This window comes from Allobaculum sp., assembly GCF_047010065.1.
In the GTDB taxonomy this organism is placed as follows: Bacteria; Bacillota_I; Bacilli_A; order Erysipelotrichales; family Erysipelotrichaceae; genus Allobaculum; species Allobaculum fili.
The window spans coordinates 1-15355 of record NZ_JBKXLD010000057.1 but is presented as its reverse complement, the minus strand read 5'-3'; the positions used below and the strand labels follow the sequence as shown (position 1 = coordinate 15355).

Below are 15355 nucleotides of genomic sequence, written 5' to 3'. Positions count from 1 at the left end.
TCATCACGCTGGTGATGCCGTTTTCATTCAGGATCAGCTTCGCGTCTTCCGGACCTAACAGGTTGACGAGTTCCTCGCGGACAATCTTGACAACCATCTGTCCCGGATTGAGCGATTCCATGACTTCGGTACCCATCGCCTTTTCCTTGATGCTGGCGATGAAGTCCTTGACGACCTGGTAGTTTACGTCGGCTTCAAGCAGAGACATGCGCACTTCCTTGAGCATGTCATTCATGTTGGATTCCGTCAGTTTTCCTTTGCCTGTAATTTTCTTCAGGGTTTTACTGAGCTTATCGGAAAGAGATTCAAATGCCATAAATGCAGGTTTCTCCTATCTTTTCTTCATTCTGATCGATCCAGGTCTGAGATACAGGATCGAACGGATCGGTTTTCATGCGATCCGCTGCGTTCACTTCAACAGACGATCTGGAATATCCAGTTTTTCCTTCCATAAAGGCGAAATCAGAAGCTGCACAGAGCCTTTTCCATGCGCCAGACCGCATTTTACACCATGCAAAATGGCGCGGTTCTCTTTTCTGATTTCCGAACGCAACCCCTATTGTAGCAAGATCCGCATATTTACGTCACGATAAAGGTGAATCGAGCGCCTCTCTGCCGGAAACGGTTTCCTCTTCTTCTGCCCGGAGGCTTTCTTCGCTTTGAAGCGGCGCAGAAAAGTCATAGTCCGCAAACGGATCCTGATAGTACGCCTGTTTTTCTGATGTCGGGGCTTCAAAGATTTTGCTTCCCAGCTTGATCCAGGCGATACCAAGCCAGGCGTAGTAGGCCAGAAAGTAGAGCGGGAAAAACGGCACGTTTTTCCACTGAAACAGATAGCGGATGAATTTCGGATCGTCCTGTCGATGACAAAAGAGAATCAGGGTATAAATGATCACCATGTCCGTGTTGTAGTAAAGCGGATCAAAGTTGAACACTTCGTTCGGGAAGTATTCGCGCAGCGTCTTTTCCTGGTACTTGTAGGCGTAGCGCATGAGATAGACGGTGCGCAGATCCATACAGTTGGTGAGCGATCCGCTGTGCGTCCAGTAATGGTAAAAGCGGTTGGGAATCGTACCGATCTTTTTTGCGGCGACAATCGCCTTGAAAATCGTGCACGTATCTTCAAACCCCGGCAGGTGTTCGGGAAAGTGCACGTGATCGAAGCACTCGCGCTTATACAGCTTGCCCCACGGGTAGTTGTTCAGATACTTCTCCCGCACGAGATGATGCACCGCTTCAAGCGTCGTAAAATCCTTGCGCCCCGACGGGTTGCGATAAAACGGCACGGGACCAAAGTCCATGACAAACCCGCACTGCAGCACGTCCAGATTGCGCTTTTTCGCCTCTTTGACCATCGTCTCGAGCATCTTTTTGTCGACAAAATCATCGCTGTCCACAAACATGACGTACTCGCCGTTTGCGCGTTTTAAGGCACGGTTTCTCGTTTTGGAGACGCCGGCGTTTTCAAAGGAATACACGTGAACGCGCGCGTCTTTTTCCGCATAGTCTTCACAGATTTCTTTCGAGGAATCCGTACTGCCATCGTTGATCAGAACGACTTCCAGATCCGGCATCGTCTGTTCAAGCAGACTGTCCAGGCATCGCTTCAGGTATTTTTCGGCGTTGTATACGGGGACAAGAATAGACACACAGGGTCGGGTCATAAACTCTCCTTTTTTTTCTTTTCTTCACGCACGCTCTCCGGCCAGTATCCATGCTGTCCTCAGATGTCTCTTTCTGGGGCGGAAACGCAAAGCCGAACGGCTGACTTTTTCCCTTTTTCTGCGTGCGGTTTTCTCTGTCAATCTTTCAATCTTTTCTTTCAGTATTCGTTATTTAGCGTACGTATTGCACAAACGTTTATTTTCCACGGGCTGCCGGCGGTTCAAAAAACGTGCCTGTTTTCTTTTTCTCTTACGTTTTCTAGCGGACGGATCCGTCGCCAAACAGACGGTCCGCGATCCAGTTCCACAGCTTTTCAAAGCAGAAGACGATCAGAATCAGCCAGATGCTCCAGCCGACTACGCCGGCCGGATTGAGATCGAGGCGCGCCATCTGCAGACTCTTGCCAATGCCCGGCTGCAGGCCCGTCAGAATTTCACTCGTCACGCACACTTTGAAGGCGAGCGACGAGGCACTTTTGAGGGCGCTCAGAAAAGCCGGCTTCATCATCGGCAGACAGATCACAAACATCCGTACCCACGCCGGCTGGGGATAAATTTTCCATACTTCGGCGTAGCGCTTCTTGAGCGATTCGAGCTGTTCATAAAACTCGCGATACACCAGCGGAAAGAGCAGGAAAAAGCCGGTCAGAATAACCGTCTGCTCCCGGCTGGTCCAGAACAGAAGCAGGATGATGTAGCACACGTTAGGCACCGTCTGAAAGAGCGAAACCAGCTTTCCGAGAAAACTGCCGGCCGGTTTCCAGAACGCGCCCAGAAACGAAGCCGCAAGACCTAACGCAAAGGACAGAACGAGCGATTCCATCGCCCGGCCGATCGTCGACAAAGCGCTCAGTAAAAAAGTGGGCTTCTGCACCTGCAGCACCATCTGTTCCAGACACGCCCAGGGGGTCGGACAGACGAGCGCATTGTCCATGACAAGAGCAGCTGCCGTCCAAATTCCAAGCAGAATAAAAAGGAACCAGAACCATTCGATCAGACTCTTTTCCCAGGGACGGGACCGGGATGTTTTTAAGCCAAAGGAACGATCGGCTGCGCAAACGTTATCCTTTCCGGATATCGAATCTTTACTCAGGTCGATATTCTTTCCGTTTTTTTTGTCTGCGCCGGCAATCGACGGCTTTGTATTTGTTCTGTCTTTCATACTCCTAGTGAATCAGAAATTTCGATTTTCTACCGGTTTTGACTCCCGTATTTTGCATATTTCTGATGTCGATTTCTCAGTTTGCGCGCAAGAAAGGCAAAAAGCAACGAACACCGGCTTTATAAACGGTCCAGTCCGGCGTTCTGTATTCACCAAGGTCTGTATGGAATACGTTTAGAAATCCGGCAGTCCCGCTTCGTTTACAGGTCAGGGAAAGAAGATAGAAGATTCTTCCCGAAACCGGCCATTCGAATGCTTCTTGCATGCGGAATTCAATCTTCTTTCTATGGATTTAGCTTTCTTTGTGTATACTTATCCCAATTTATCCTGATTCTTTTCGGGATCGAGAGGTCATTATGAAACTTCTTCTGCAGCAGCTTCAAACCGTTTTCGAAGGCGACACGGCTCCGTTAAGCCGCCTGAACAACATGATCGCCGCCATTTACTGGAGCGATGAAAACATCAACTGGTCCGGCCTGTACTGGATCATGCATGACGGTACGGCGGATCTGGGTTCCTTTCAGGGCAAGCCGGCCTGCGAGCGGATTGCTCCACACCATGGCGTCATCGGTCATTGCGTCGATACCCGAAAAATCACCGTGGTCAATAACGTCCACGAATTTCCCGGCCACATTGCCTGCGATGGCGATACGCGCTCGGAACTTGTGCTTCCCTTATTTGTCGATCACGCCTTCCGTGCCGTTCTCGATCTGGACGCGCTCGACGAATCCCATTTCGCCGACTGGTCTATGGACGATCTGAAGCAGATTCAGACTCTGTTCAGTCAGGTTTTGCAGGAAACGCTGGACTTCGTAAAAGACGTCATTCCTTCCTTTTAAAACCGTCTTTCTCTGGTCTGTCGCTTTTCTTTATCTTCAGCCCCGCATTTTTTGTCGTCTGGATTTTGGTCATTTGATCGGTCGATCTTTTCGGACGGATACGATTCGCGCCTTTGTTTTTTCGCGTCGGTTCTCCCCTTCCTTTCACATAAAAAACAGCCTGTCCGGACTGCTTCAGAAGTTTTTCTGAGGCAGCCGGGCAGGCTGTCTGTGTATTGCTGCAGAAATTATCTTTTTCGGCGGAATTGGATTCCGCCAAACTCCAGATTAAACCGTTTTTACGCGGAGCGCAGAACGGCTTTGCACTGGGTCTGGATGGCTTCGATGATCGTGTTGAACACTTCCGTGATCTGCTCATCGGTGAGCGTCTGGTGTTCGGACTGGAAGGTCATAGTCAGCGCGATCGACTTTTCATCGGCGCCTACATGTTCGCCTTCGTACACATCAAAGACATCGACATCGCGAACAATCGACTCCTTGCCGAGCTTGCCGCAGCGGCGGATGACGTCGACGATCTTGCTGGCAGGCAGATCGCGTTTGACGACGAACGCCAGGTCGCGGGTAACGGACGGATAGCGGGATGTTGGTACGAATTTCACTTTGCTCTTCTTGGTGTTCAGAATCTTATCGAGATTGATCTCGGCGATGATCGCTTTTTTCACGCCGGTTTCTGCCCCGTACGTTGGATGGATTTCACCCATCAGACCGATGAGATCCTTGCCGATGTAAATTTCGGCCGAACGTCCGGGATGGAAATGAACGGTATCCTTTTTGTTTTCCTTGAAGAAAATGCGGTTTTCGGAAATGCCCAGACGAACCAGGATTTCTTCAATCAGACCCTTGAGGGTATAGAAGTCGGCCGGAACAACGTCCTTGAGCCAGCGGGTCATCGTCAGCGGTCCGCCAAGTACAATGGCCAGATGTTCTTCTACGCCTTTGGAAGACGTCAGTTCGGAAATTTCGTACAGATTGATGTCCGTGTTTCCATGCGCCTTGTTCCATGCGGCCGCATCGAGCAGAGACGGCAGGATGGACGTACGGATGTAGCGGCGTTCTTCCGACATCGGCTGCGCGAGTTCAATGGCTTCGCCGGCGGAAAGAATCGCGTTGTCCTTTTTGGCGGTAGAAATCAGGGTGTACGTAATCGCATCCTGTACGCCGTTTTCAAGGAGCACTTTATTGACGAAGCGGCGCTGACGCTGTTTCGGGTTGAGCTTGCCTTCGGTCATGGCCATCATCGGCAGCGTGGACGGCAGACGGTCGTAGCCAAGCATGCGGATGACTTCTTCACTCAGATCCGCGAGCCCTTCGAGATCGAGACGGGTGCTCGGAACGCGAACGGTGAACGTTGTATCTTCAACGCTGGGTTCCAGGTTCAGACGTTCGAAAACATCGAGCACTTCTTCTTTGGAGAAGTCTGTGCCCAGACGGTTGTTAATCTGCTCAAGGGTGCACGTAATCGTTTTTTCTTCAAAATCGGCGGATCCGTATTCTGCGGTCGCTTCGATATCTTTCGCATCGGCATATTCGATCAGCAGTTCCACCGCACGATCGAGCGCCTTTTTGGCTGCAAGCGGTTCGATGCCTTTCTGATAGCGCAGGGAAGCTTCCGTGCTCAGCGACAGACGTCTGGCGGTGTTGCGAATGCAGACACGGTCAAACGAAGCGCATTCGATGATCAGGCCGGTCGTATTGTCTTCAATTTTGGAGTCGTCGCCGCCCATAACGCCGGCGATGCCGATCGGCTTGTCCTGGCTGGTGATGACCAGATCGTCTTCTTCCAGCTTGTACGTTTCGCCATCGAGCGCGGTGTAGTCGCAGTTGAGACCCTGCTTGACGGTAATTTCCTGAGCAGGAATAGCCGCCAGGTCGTAAAAGTGCATCGGCTGGCCGGTTTCGAGCATGACGATGTTGGAAATATCTACGACGTTGTTGATCGAATGCATGCCGGCTGCACGAAGCAGATCGCGCATCCAGCGCGGCGATTCCTTAATCGTTACCGATCCGATGATCTTGCCGTAAAAGTGCGGGCACTTTTCGGTTTCCGAACGGATCACGAGTTTTGTCGGATGATCGTTTCCGGCATCGGCCGCGCCTTCGCATTGTGGAAGAACGGCTTTTTTATTGAGGATGGCGCCCGTTTCGCTGGCCATGCTCCAGACGGCCTGACAGTCCGCACGGTTTGGCGTCAGGGAAATATCGAGAATCGTATCGTCCAGACCCAGATAGGAAAGCGGATCTGTGTTGCCTACGGGCGCATCCGCCGGAAGCACTTCGATGCCCTCGAGCTGTTCCTGACTGAGCAGGTGCTTGTCGACGCCAAGTTCCGCAAGCGAGCAGATCATGCCGTCGGACACTTCGCCGCGAATCGTGCCGGACTTGATTTCGCCGCCGGGCAGTTTCGCGCCTGGGAGCGCGACGATGACTTTCTGTCCCGCTGCGACGTTTGGCGCGCCGCAGACGATCGGACGGACTTCATCGCCCGTATTGACGGTCGTCACGTGCAGATGATCGGAATCCGGATGATCCTTGCAGGTGAGCACTTCACCAATCACAAGACCCGTGGCATTGGAGAGTTCGATAATGTCTTCGACTTCAAAGCCGGCCGCTGTAATCGTGTCGGCAATCTGCTCCATCGTCAGATCGCCAAGATCCATATACTGTTCAAGCCATTTTCTTGAGAGTTTCATAGTCGTCCCTCCTTAGTCAAAACGATCGAAGTTCTTATTGAACCGCTGATCGTTGGTATAGAAATGACGGATATCGTCGATGCCGTATTTAAGCATGGCAATACGCTCAATGCCGATGCCAAACGCGAATCCGTTCATTTTTGTGCTGTCGTAGCCGGCCATTTCGAGTACTTTCGGGTGAACTTCGCCGGCACCGAGAATTTCAATCCAGCCGGTACCCTTGCACGTCGGGCAGCCCTTGCCGCCGCACATGTGGCAGGATACGTCGACTTCTACGCTCGGTTCGGTAAACGGGAAGTAGGACGGGCGGAAGCGGATTTCCCGGTTCTGACCGAACATCTTGCGGGCAACGAATTCCAGCGTGCCCTTCAGATCGGACAGCGGTACGTGCTCGCCGATGACCAGACCTTCAATCTGCATGAACTGGTGGGAATGGGTCGCATCGTCGTCATCGCGGCGGTACACCTTGCCCGGGCAGACGACTTTAATCGGGTTTGGCGCCTGCTCTTCGAGAACTTTCATCTGGATCGCGGTCGTATGGGTACGCAGCAGATGTTCCGGATCGATGTACAGGGAATCCTGCATGGCACGCGCCGGGTGATCCTTAGGAATGTTGGCACGTTCGAAGCAGTACAGATCTTCTACAAGCTCGTCGCCTTCAATGACCTGATAGCCAAGACCGATAAAGAGATCTTCGAGTTCCTGAAGAACGAGGTGAAGCGGGTTGAGGTTGGCGTAAGCCGGTTTGCGTCCCGGCAGCGTCAGGTCGATTTTTTCCGAAGCAAGACGCGCTTCAAGCGCCTTCTGCTCCAGCGCCTGTTTCTTTTCTTCAAAAAGCGCGCTGGCTTCGGTTTTCAGGTCGTTGACCGCCTGACCAAATGCCGGCTTTTCCTCTTTCGGTACGCTTTTCATCTGCTTCATTAAGGAAGCAATCTGACCTTTTTTGCCCAGGTATTCAATACGCAGCGCGCTGAGCGCTTCAAGATCCTGCGCACTGGCGAAATCCTGTGCAATCTGGTTTTTCAATTCATCAAAATTCTGCATGATTTCTCCTTTCTCAAGCCGGCGCGAAAACCGGCAGGATAGCTTGCAGCGAAATGTATGTTCGCAAAGATGGAACGGAAACCCGGAAAGGATCCGTCCGTTTCCAGAAAATAAAAAAACGGACGAACGCGAAAACGGCTTTCGCCGCGGTACCATTTCGCTTCGTCCGTATACAGACACACTCAAATCATGATATCCGTATGAAACGGGGAGACATTACGCTCCAGCTCAGGAATGAATTCACAGGGGCTCGGACTGCTTCTCTTTCACCGGAGTGAGAAGCTCTCTGCATGCCGTGCCGGATCTGCCACGTTTCCCTCTTTGCCTGAACACAATTGTAGCAGAGATGTCAACGCGTGCAACTTTGCGTTGAAAAACGGTCTCTGTCTTTTGAAGCATTTTCCGTAAATCTTCGTATTTTTCAAAAGCACGGACAAAACGGGAAAGGTACAGGCGGGAAAGACAAAAGAGACCGGAACGTTCTTTTTCCGCTTTCTTTTCGGCCATTCTGTCTTTTCATCCCGGCAGGCGTGCGGACGGTTTTCGATCCGCAAATTTCGCAGCGATCGCTCAGTCCATATCAGTTTTCAAGGCCCTCTTTTTGCTTGATCGCCGGTTTCTGATAGGCTGAATCTGAACGCTCCCTTTCTGGGAAATCGATCTGGATCCGGGTGGTACTTTTTTCGAGAATTCCTTATTCTCGGAATTCTCGAAATCTTCGACAGAAGCCGCCGGTCCTTCTGAGGAAATGAACATGAAAATTGAATCGTTACAAAATGCAGCCGTCAAGGCGATGGTCCGTCTCAAAAATAAAAAGGATCGCGACGCGAGCGGCCAGTTTTTAGTCGAAGGCTTTCATATGATCCAGGAAGCGGCGCAGGCCGGCCTGCTTTTGAAAGTCTATCAGCTCGAAAATCTCGAAACGCTGCCCGGCATCGAAACCATTTTCTGCAGTCAGCCGGTTTTAAACAAAATGTCCGCGCAGAAAAGCGATGCGCGCTACATCGGCTTATGCAAGAAGCCGGCGTATGCCGCGTCCAGCCAGGCGACACGCGTCCTTCTTCTTGATCAGATTCAGGATCCGGGCAATATGGGTACGCTCATTCGTTCCGCCCTTTCCTTTGGCATCGAAAAGATTCTCTGCTCGGCCGACTGCACAGATCCGTTCGGTCCCAAAACGCTCCAGTCCAGCCAGGGCGCGATTTTTCATCTGCCCGTCGTAACCTGCAATCTGGCCGAAGCGGTTGAAGATCTGAAAAGCCGGGATATTTCTGTATTTGGCGCCGCTCTGCATCAGGATTCCGTCGAACTGCATGAGCTTGCCATTCCTGACCAGTACGCGCTGATTATCGGCAACGAAGGCCAGGGCATTCGTCCGGACATTTTACAGGCCTGCACGAAATGCGTACACATCGAGATGAAAACCTTTGAATCGCTCAACGCGGCGATTGCGGGAAGCATTCTCATGTACGTCTTCCAGTTTGGCGGCTCGAACAAGTAACCGCATATCGAATATTGATAGACAAACGATATTTCTGGACAAACATACAGACGAAGAAAGGACTGCCCCTTCCAGATCTCCTTACTGAGATTTGGATCGGACAGTCCTTTTTCTGCTGCTGGATATTGTTCTGGTTTGCGCTTTCGTTTCAGACTTTGTATCTGAACGACCGAATGCTTACCTGGCGGGTTTCAGCCCTTCGAGCCCGTTCGCATCGGGTGTTTTGCGCAGCGTCAGAATGTACACATTGAGCGCTTTGGCCGCGTCATCGACTGCATCTTGCGTCTCGGCACTTTCATAGACGCCTCTAGCCGCGAGAACACGTGTTTTCAGTTCATTGGTCTGTGCGGTCGGGAAGCTGGCGTCGCTCTGAAGACGTTCGGCTTTATCGAGTGCGGTTTTGAGCAGCGTGCGATTCAGCACTACGCTGCCTTTGGGGACGAGATTGTCAATCGCGTCCTGAATGGCGTCGATTTCCTCCTGCACGGAAGACTGACGGGACGTCAGCGCCTGCTGACCGGCATTCAGGGCTTCGATTAACGGACAGAACGATTCGTACGTATAAAGCGAAGGATCAAACACGCTGCCCTGAGCAAGTTTTTCGATCAGCGCGGTATCGGATTCGGGTGCCGCGATGGTGAAGTCGACTTCGCAGATTTTCGTCCAGTACTTCACAGACTGCGTCATTTTCAGACGAATGGCTTTGGCGGACTGCGCCGCAAAGGATACCGTCACGTCACGCGCGGTGCCGTCGAGTTCGCCCACTTTCGTCCAGGTGGTGCCGTCGGCGGAAACTTCGACGTCCGCGCTGCGGATGTAGTCGAGTTCCGTGTCGCCCGTCGGGAACTGGACGCGGATTCCGGAAAGTTCTACCGGGTATTCAAAAGTAAAGGTGATGTCATCTCCCGCAACCTGTTCGCCGTCAAACCAGGCGTAGGTCGAGAGGTTGTTATCGAACATGCGCGAATACGCGTACGTCTGATAAGGCGGTTTCGTCGCGGTGGTCGTGATGGTCGGATCCTGGGCAAAAAGCAGACCCTTTTTGGCCTCCTGCAGACTGGCGGCTGCGTCTTCGATTTCCTTGGTCGTTGCGTCCGCTTTGTTCAGAATCGTACGGGCTTGTTCGAGGGCCGCACTGTAGGCAGACCAGCCCTGGGTAACGCTGCTTTCCTCGACGGGATGCTGATCTTCGATCCAGAGAACGTAGCGGTTCATCGAAACGAGTTCGTCCTGGGCGGTCTTCAAAGCTGTATAGGCCGCATCGACTTCACTCTGGTGCGCCGGACCGGCGGCTTTAAGCGCACTGGCTGCATCGAGCGCGTCTTTATAGGCGCTCCATCCGTCGGGCAGAACGTCACTCTGTGTATAGGGATGAGCCAGCAGTGCATCCAGTTCGGACCAGTCGGTGTACAGACTGTAAACAAAGGTAATTTCTTTGCGGTCTTCGGCATACGCTCCCGTTACGGCTTCCTGCGTGCAGCGATAGCCGTACACATCCGCCGGTTCAATCGAATACGAAGTGCCGATCGTATCGTAAAGCGTACGGTCTTCGGCGATTTTCTGTCCGTTTTCATCCTGATAGTGAATCAGTACGGAGCCCAGATTTTCCGCCGGCAGAACGGCTGGGGCTTCCGGCAGTTTCGTACCTTTCGTCCAGGCGCCGCCGTGACCGAGCGTTTCTTCGAGCGTCTGGTGTTCGGCAAACGGCAAAATCGTATTGGACTGCGTATTCCACGACTTGGAAGCCAGGGCGCGCATTGGCGAGAGGATATCGTCCATAATGACGTCTTCCTCGACCAGATCCGGCACGTCGCACCAGATGCCGATGGCGGCACCGGCAATCACTTCGGAATCGTCTGCGATCGTATTGGCGGAGAATTTGCCCGGCGTCCATTCGTTGTAAATCAGCTGATCCGGGTTGAGGTTGTCAAAGGAATGCTGCTCACGTCCGTCTGTCGGTTTGGAACCGCGCAGTACGTAATAAAAGTAGCTGGAGTTGATGTTGTAAATTTTCTTGTGACCCATTTCGATGAAGGCCGACAGTTTGGCGATCGACGGGTTCCAGCCCATCTGCGACCAGAAGTCGATGCCGATGTAGTCGTGCATTTCGATTTTCTGACGGCCGGATACGCTGGAATGACCATAGTAAATGCCGTCGTTCCAGATGCGCGGCGTAAAGCCTTTTTCATGAACGAATTCCGCCAGCTCGTTAATGTAGCCGGAAACCGTGTCTTTCCATGTGTAGCCTGCCCCGTATTTTTCCACGGCGTAGGCGTTGAGTACCGACTGGTACTGCGTCGTAAACGGCGCGCGGTCAAATTCCATGTATTCGTCGCCGCCGATGTGGAAATCGGTGCAGCCTTCAAACAGTTCGCAGTATTCGGCATACAGCGAGCGGATGTAGGCGATGGCTTCCGGGTTGGTGATGTCCAGACCGGAGGCGTAATGCGAACCGCTGCTGGAAACCTGACCATATTCCGGATGGGATTTCAGAATCTGGTCCACGTGACCCGGGGAGTCGAAGGACGGAATGACATTAATGCCGTACTTTTTCGCTTCCGCAAGAATTTCACGGACTTCGGCTTTGGTCAGATACTGATCCGACACGATCGACGGATCGGTTTCGCACTCGATGCGGAATCCGAGGTTTTCGGAGAAATGCATCTGGAGCGCGTTCATTTTGTTCCAGGACATTTCATGGATCAGTCGAATGAACCAGTCCTTGGAAATGTATTTGCGGGCGCAGTCGACATGAATGCGCCGTTCGTTCATCGTCGGATAGTCCACGATCGTTCCATACGGAACGCCGCCCTGCAGCAAAAGCGCTTCAATCGTGTGCAGGCCATGCAGTACGGCTTTCTCACTTGCCCCGGTGAGATGAATGCCGGCTGCGCTGATTTCGATGCGGTACGCTTCCGGACTGCTTGAGTCTTCAGTCACCGAATCAGCCAGATCGATCAGAATTCCGTTTGGATCGGCGGCATCGGCCGGCAAATAGCGAACCGGTACGAAATCGCTGCTTAATCCCTTGTCTTTCATTTCCGAACTGATCAGCCGCACCATATCAGAAAGCTGGGTGTTATCAATCAGATCCTGTCTGGCGCTGATCGCCAGCATGGTGTCACTGCTCAGTTTCCACGTTCCGCTTTGCGCGGCCGGCGTATATTCCTGCAAAACCGGATTGACCAGTTTGCGCAGATCGCTGACTTCGGCAGGACTCGTCGTTTCCTGCGTACTCTCTGGCGTATTGGCCAGAATCGGCGAAGCGGTCGAAAGGACCGGCGTCATGGCCATGGAGGCAGATACCAGCAGAGCCATGGTGTTTTTCCATCTTGTTTTTCTCATCGTCTTTTTTCTCTTCGCCGGCAATTGTGTCCAATCCAGAATGGAAGCGGGCCAAAAACAAAAAGAGCGATCAAAACCGTCTGCGCCATACGTGTCTGGGCAGAGCGTTCGATCGCTCTCTGTATTTCTTAAATTTCTTCTGGTTTGGGAAAATATGCGCGATGCGGCAATTTTCCTGTAAAAACCGGACAGGACGATCGTTAATCTAAGCGATCGTTATGGGCAATATTGTTTTCACGGTCCGGTCCGACGGAAACCATCGAAACGGGTACGCCAGTGAATTCTTCAATGAACTCGACGTACTTCTTCGCGTTTTCGGGAAGCTCATCCCACGTACGCATTTTTGTGATGTCTTCCTTCCAGCCCGGCAATGTCGTGTAAACCGGTTTGGCTCTGGCTACATCCGCCTGATCGGACGGTACGTAGTTCTGGAGCCTGCCGTCGATTTCGTAGCCGGTGCACACCTGAATTTCATCGAGACCGTCGAGAACATCGAGCTTGGTCAGAACGATATCGGTCAGACCGTTGATCATGTTGGCGTGACGAACGACAACCAGGTCGAGCCAGCCGCAGCGGCGGGGACGTCCGGTTGTGGCGCCGTATTCAAAGCCGTTCTTGCGCAGCCATTCGCCGGTTTCGTCTTCGAGTTCCGTAACGAACGGACCTTCGCCGACGCGGGTCGAATACGCTTTAACGACACCGATCACCTGGTCGAGGCGGCTAGGCGCAACACCGGCACCGACGGTAACGCCGGCCGAAGTTGGCGAGGACGAGGTAACGTACGGATACGTTCCGTAGTTGATATCGAGCATGGCAGCCTGTGCGCCTTCAAACAGAACTTCTTTTCCTTCATCGATCGCTTCGTTGACCAGATGCGTGCTTTCTACGATCATCGGCACGATGCGGTCGTAAATCTGGCGGAACTGTTCCACCATTTCATCCGCGTCCATCGGCTTGCCGCCGTATACGGCGGTGAACAGCTTGTTTTTCATGGCTACATTTTCACGAAGGCGCTTTTCGAACGTGTCGAAATCGATGAATTCGTGGTAGCGAATGCCCTTGCGGGCGTATTTATCCTGATAGCACGGGCCGATTCCGCGCTTGGTGGTTCCAATTTTATTGGAGGCAGCGGCTTCTTCGAGTTCATCCTGGTAGCAGTGATACGGCATCAGGATCTGGGCTCGGTCGGAAATCCGGATATGGCTGGTGGAAAGCCCGCTCTTTTCGAGAGTTTCCATTTCCTTGAGCAGCACAAACGGATTGCATACGACGCCCGGGCCAATGATGCAGGCGGCATCTTCTCTTAAAACGCCGCTGGGCAGCAGATGAAGAACGTGTTTCTTGCCATTGACCACAACGGTATGGCCGGCGTTGTCCCCGCCCTGAAACCGAACGACCATGTCCGCTTTATCGGCGAGTACATCCACAATTTTTCCTTTTCCCTCGTCACCCCACTGGGTGCCGACAACAACTTTCGCACTCATGTAATATCTCCTTTTTGAGCTGCAGTCAGTGCAGACCATTAACAGTATAAAGGCTTTCTTTTTTTCTTAAAGTTTTTTTACTGCCCGCAGGCGGTTGCAGGGCAATTCCCCGATCCCATGGCAGCGAAAGGTGAAAAGCCGGAAACGATTCGATTTTTTGACGCTCCATACCCATTCGAACGCTCCAGACAAATCGTCTGGAAAAGAGAGAACTATTCCTATTCATATACGGTATAAGTTTTTGAACGTTATACCGTAAGCGTTTACACCTTTCTTCCCTGTTTTTCACGGGAAATCTTTTCCCAACTCGCTTTTCGAGGAATACCATTCCCATCGTATCGAACATTCCCCTGCGGCCGTTCTATGGACCGGACAGCCGGGCCGAAAGCGTCAAAACGGGATCGTTCGCCAAATCTCTGCATAAGGCAGGACATAAGAAGAAAAAAGTAAAGAGAGGAGAAAACCGATGCGATTTTTACACCGAAAGAAAGACAGAACAGCCATGGATCTGACGTCCGGCTCACTGTGGGATAAGATTCTGCTTTTTGCGATGCCGCTGGCCTTTACCGGCATACTGCAGCAGCTGTTCAACGCGGCCGATGTCGCGGTCGTCGGTCAGTTTACTGGAGAAATGGGTGCCCACTGCATGGCCGCCGTCGGCGCCTGCGCGTCCCTCATTTCTCTGATCGTCAATCTGTTTATCGGCATTTCGCTGGGAAGCAATGTCGTCATTGCCAACTGCGTCGGATCCCGGAAATTCGAACAGGTGCGCACGGCGGCCCGTTCTTCCTTATGGCTCGCCATTGGCGGCGGTCTCTTTCTCTGCCTGATCGGCGAGCTGATCGCCTCCTGGGCGCTCTCGCTCATGGGCGTTCCGGCGGAAGTTTTCCCGCTGGCTGAACTGTATCTGAAAATTTATCTGGGCGGTCTGCCGGTCATTCTGCTCTACAACTTTGAAGCCGCCATTTTCCGCGGTATCGGTCAGCCGCAGATTCCGCTGATCGCGCTGGCCGCTTCAGGCGTGATCAATGTTCTGCTCAACCTGCTCTTCGTCATCGTCTTTGGCATGAACGTCGATGGCGTAGCGATCGCCACCGTGGCTTCCAACCTGATCAGCTCCTTCATTTTGTTCGGTATTCTGATGAAGCAGCATCTCATCACGTGGAAAGAGCTGTTTCACAAGCCGTTTGATCGCGAAACGGTCACCTGGATTTTGCAGATCGGCATTCCTTCGGGCATTCAGTCTTCCGTCTTCTCCATTGCCAACGTCGTCATTCAGTCCGGCTTCAACTCGCTGGGCACGATCGTCATGGCGTCGAGCAGCGCCGCGCTCAATATCGAAATGGTCGTCTACAACGTCATCAACTCGTTCGGTCAGGCGTGCACGACCTTTACCGGTCAGAACTACGGCGCCGGCAAAATTCATCGCTGCGAAAAGGTGCTGAAGACGTGTCTGATCGAAGGGCTGATCGTGACCATGTGCTGTTCGTTTTGCGTCATCGCCTTTGGCAAGCCGCTGCTTTCCCTGTTCAACTCGAATCCGGAAGTCATCGAAAACGGCTACCTGCGTCTGGTCACTCTGATGTGCAGCTACTTTTTCTCCATTCAGTACGAAGTCATTTCCGG

General features: G+C 52.5%; 12 protein-coding genes. 3 read left to right on the top strand and 9 right to left on the bottom strand.

Features of this window, described 5'->3' with window-relative positions:
• The 3 genes from ACLUYS_RS06295 to ACLUYS_RS06285 all read right to left on the bottom strand — a co-directional run.
• Positions 1 to 316 (bottom strand): signal recognition particle receptor subunit alpha (locus tag ACLUYS_RS06295; protein WP_412659403.1); only part of this gene is annotated, 316 nt, incomplete at its 3' end.
• A 268-nt stretch (positions 317 to 584) separates the two neighbouring features.
• Positions 585 to 1664 carry a glycosyltransferase family 2 protein gene (locus ACLUYS_RS06290; RefSeq protein WP_412659402.1) on the bottom strand — a complete coding sequence of 360 codons (1080 nt, stop codon included), beginning with the start codon at positions 1662 to 1664 and terminating at the stop codon, positions 585 to 587.
• Between the two features lie 259 nt (positions 1665 to 1923).
• Positions 1924 to 2826, bottom strand: a complete 903-nt coding sequence (locus ACLUYS_RS06285; RefSeq protein WP_230267341.1) for an ABC transporter permease — start codon at positions 2824 to 2826, stop codon at positions 1924 to 1926.
• Between the two features lie 302 nt (positions 2827 to 3128).
• On the opposite strand from ACLUYS_RS06285, the gene ACLUYS_RS06280 reads away from it, so the two are divergent.
• Positions 3129 to 3665 (top strand): GAF domain-containing protein, encoded by a 537-nt coding sequence (locus tag ACLUYS_RS06280; protein WP_353936852.1) that lies wholly within the window; start codon positions 3129 to 3131, stop codon positions 3663 to 3665.
• Positions 3666 to 3943: 278 nt separating this feature from the next.
• Here the strand turns inward: ACLUYS_RS06280 and pheT are convergent, their stop codons facing one another.
• From pheT to ACLUYS_RS06265, 3 genes are all read right to left on the bottom strand, one after another.
• On the bottom strand, positions 3944 to 6355 hold the full coding sequence (pheT, locus tag ACLUYS_RS06275) for a phenylalanine--tRNA ligase subunit beta (protein WP_412659401.1): 2412 nt from the start codon (positions 6353 to 6355) through the stop codon (positions 3944 to 3946).
• 12 nt (positions 6356 to 6367) lie between these two features.
• Positions 6368 to 7399, bottom strand: coding sequence for a phenylalanine--tRNA ligase subunit alpha (gene pheS / locus ACLUYS_RS06270; protein WP_230267338.1), 1032 nt, complete (start codon positions 7397 to 7399; stop codon positions 6368 to 6370).
• Positions 7400 to 7639: 240 nt separating this feature from the next.
• The gene (locus ACLUYS_RS06265) at positions 7640 to 7906 is read right to left on the bottom strand and encodes a hypothetical protein (protein WP_412659400.1); all 267 of its coding nucleotides are present in this window, start codon (positions 7904 to 7906) and stop codon (positions 7640 to 7642) included.
• Between the two features lie 247 nt (positions 7907 to 8153).
• Between ACLUYS_RS06265 and ACLUYS_RS06260 the strand changes: the two genes are divergently transcribed.
• Positions 8154 to 8900 carry a TrmH family RNA methyltransferase gene (locus ACLUYS_RS06260; protein WP_412659399.1) on the top strand — a complete coding sequence of 249 codons (747 nt, stop codon included), beginning with the start codon at positions 8154 to 8156 and terminating at the stop codon, positions 8898 to 8900.
• A gap of 177 nt (positions 8901 to 9077) precedes the next feature.
• On the opposite strand, the gene ACLUYS_RS06255 is transcribed toward ACLUYS_RS06260, so the two are convergent.
• From ACLUYS_RS06255 to ACLUYS_RS06245, 3 genes are all read right to left on the bottom strand, one after another.
• Complete coding sequence (locus ACLUYS_RS06255) at positions 9078 to 12245, bottom strand: family 20 glycosylhydrolase (protein WP_412659398.1); 3168 nt, start codon at positions 12243 to 12245, stop codon at positions 9078 to 9080.
• Positions 12246 to 12445: 200 nt separating this feature from the next.
• The gene (locus tag ACLUYS_RS06250) at positions 12446 to 13729 is read right to left on the bottom strand and encodes an adenylosuccinate synthase (RefSeq protein ID WP_288339129.1); all 1284 of its coding nucleotides are present in this window, start codon (positions 13727 to 13729) and stop codon (positions 12446 to 12448) included.
• Positions 13730 to 13754: 25 nt separating this feature from the next.
• Complete coding sequence (locus ACLUYS_RS06245) at positions 13755 to 13904, bottom strand: hypothetical protein (protein ID WP_288339130.1); 150 nt, start codon at positions 13902 to 13904, stop codon at positions 13755 to 13757.
• A gap of 291 nt (positions 13905 to 14195) precedes the next feature.
• On the opposite strand from ACLUYS_RS06245, the gene ACLUYS_RS06240 reads away from it, so the two are divergent.
• On the top strand, positions 14196 to 15355 hold a 1160-nt coding region (locus tag ACLUYS_RS06240; RefSeq protein WP_412659397.1), incomplete at its 3' end, for an MATE family efflux transporter.

What these genes read in the sequence shown, in the direction of transcription:
- ACLUYS_RS06245 (WP_288339130.1), bottom strand. Translation starts at nt 13,904, where the DNA reads ATGGGTATGGAGCGTCAAAAAATCGAATCGTTTCCGGCTTTTCACCTT.
- pheS (WP_230267338.1), bottom strand. Translation starts at nt 7,399, where the DNA reads ATGCAGAATTTTGATGAATTGAAAAACCAGATTGCACAGGATTTCGCC.
- ACLUYS_RS06260 (WP_412659399.1), top strand. Translation starts at nt 8,154, where the DNA reads ATGAAAATTGAATCGTTACAAAATGCAGCCGTCAAGGCGATGGTCCGT.
- pheT (WP_412659401.1), bottom strand. Translation starts at nt 6,355, where the DNA reads ATGAAACTCTCAAGAAAATGGCTTGAACAGTATATGGATCTTGGCGAT.
- ACLUYS_RS06255 (WP_412659398.1), bottom strand. Translation starts at nt 12,245, where the DNA reads ATGAGAAAAACAAGATGGAAAAACACCATGGCTCTGCTGGTATCTGCC.
- ACLUYS_RS06285 (WP_230267341.1), bottom strand. Translation starts at nt 2,826, where the DNA reads ATGAAAGACAGAACAAATACAAAGCCGTCGATTGCCGGCGCAGACAAA.
- ACLUYS_RS06265 (WP_412659400.1), bottom strand. Translation starts at nt 7,906, where the DNA reads ATGGCCGAAAAGAAAGCGGAAAAAGAACGTTCCGGTCTCTTTTGTCTT.
- ACLUYS_RS06250 (WP_288339129.1), bottom strand. Translation starts at nt 13,729, where the DNA reads ATGAGTGCGAAAGTTGTTGTCGGCACCCAGTGGGGTGACGAGGGAAAA.
- ACLUYS_RS06290 (WP_412659402.1), bottom strand. Translation starts at nt 1,664, where the DNA reads ATGACCCGACCCTGTGTGTCTATTCTTGTCCCCGTATACAACGCCGAA.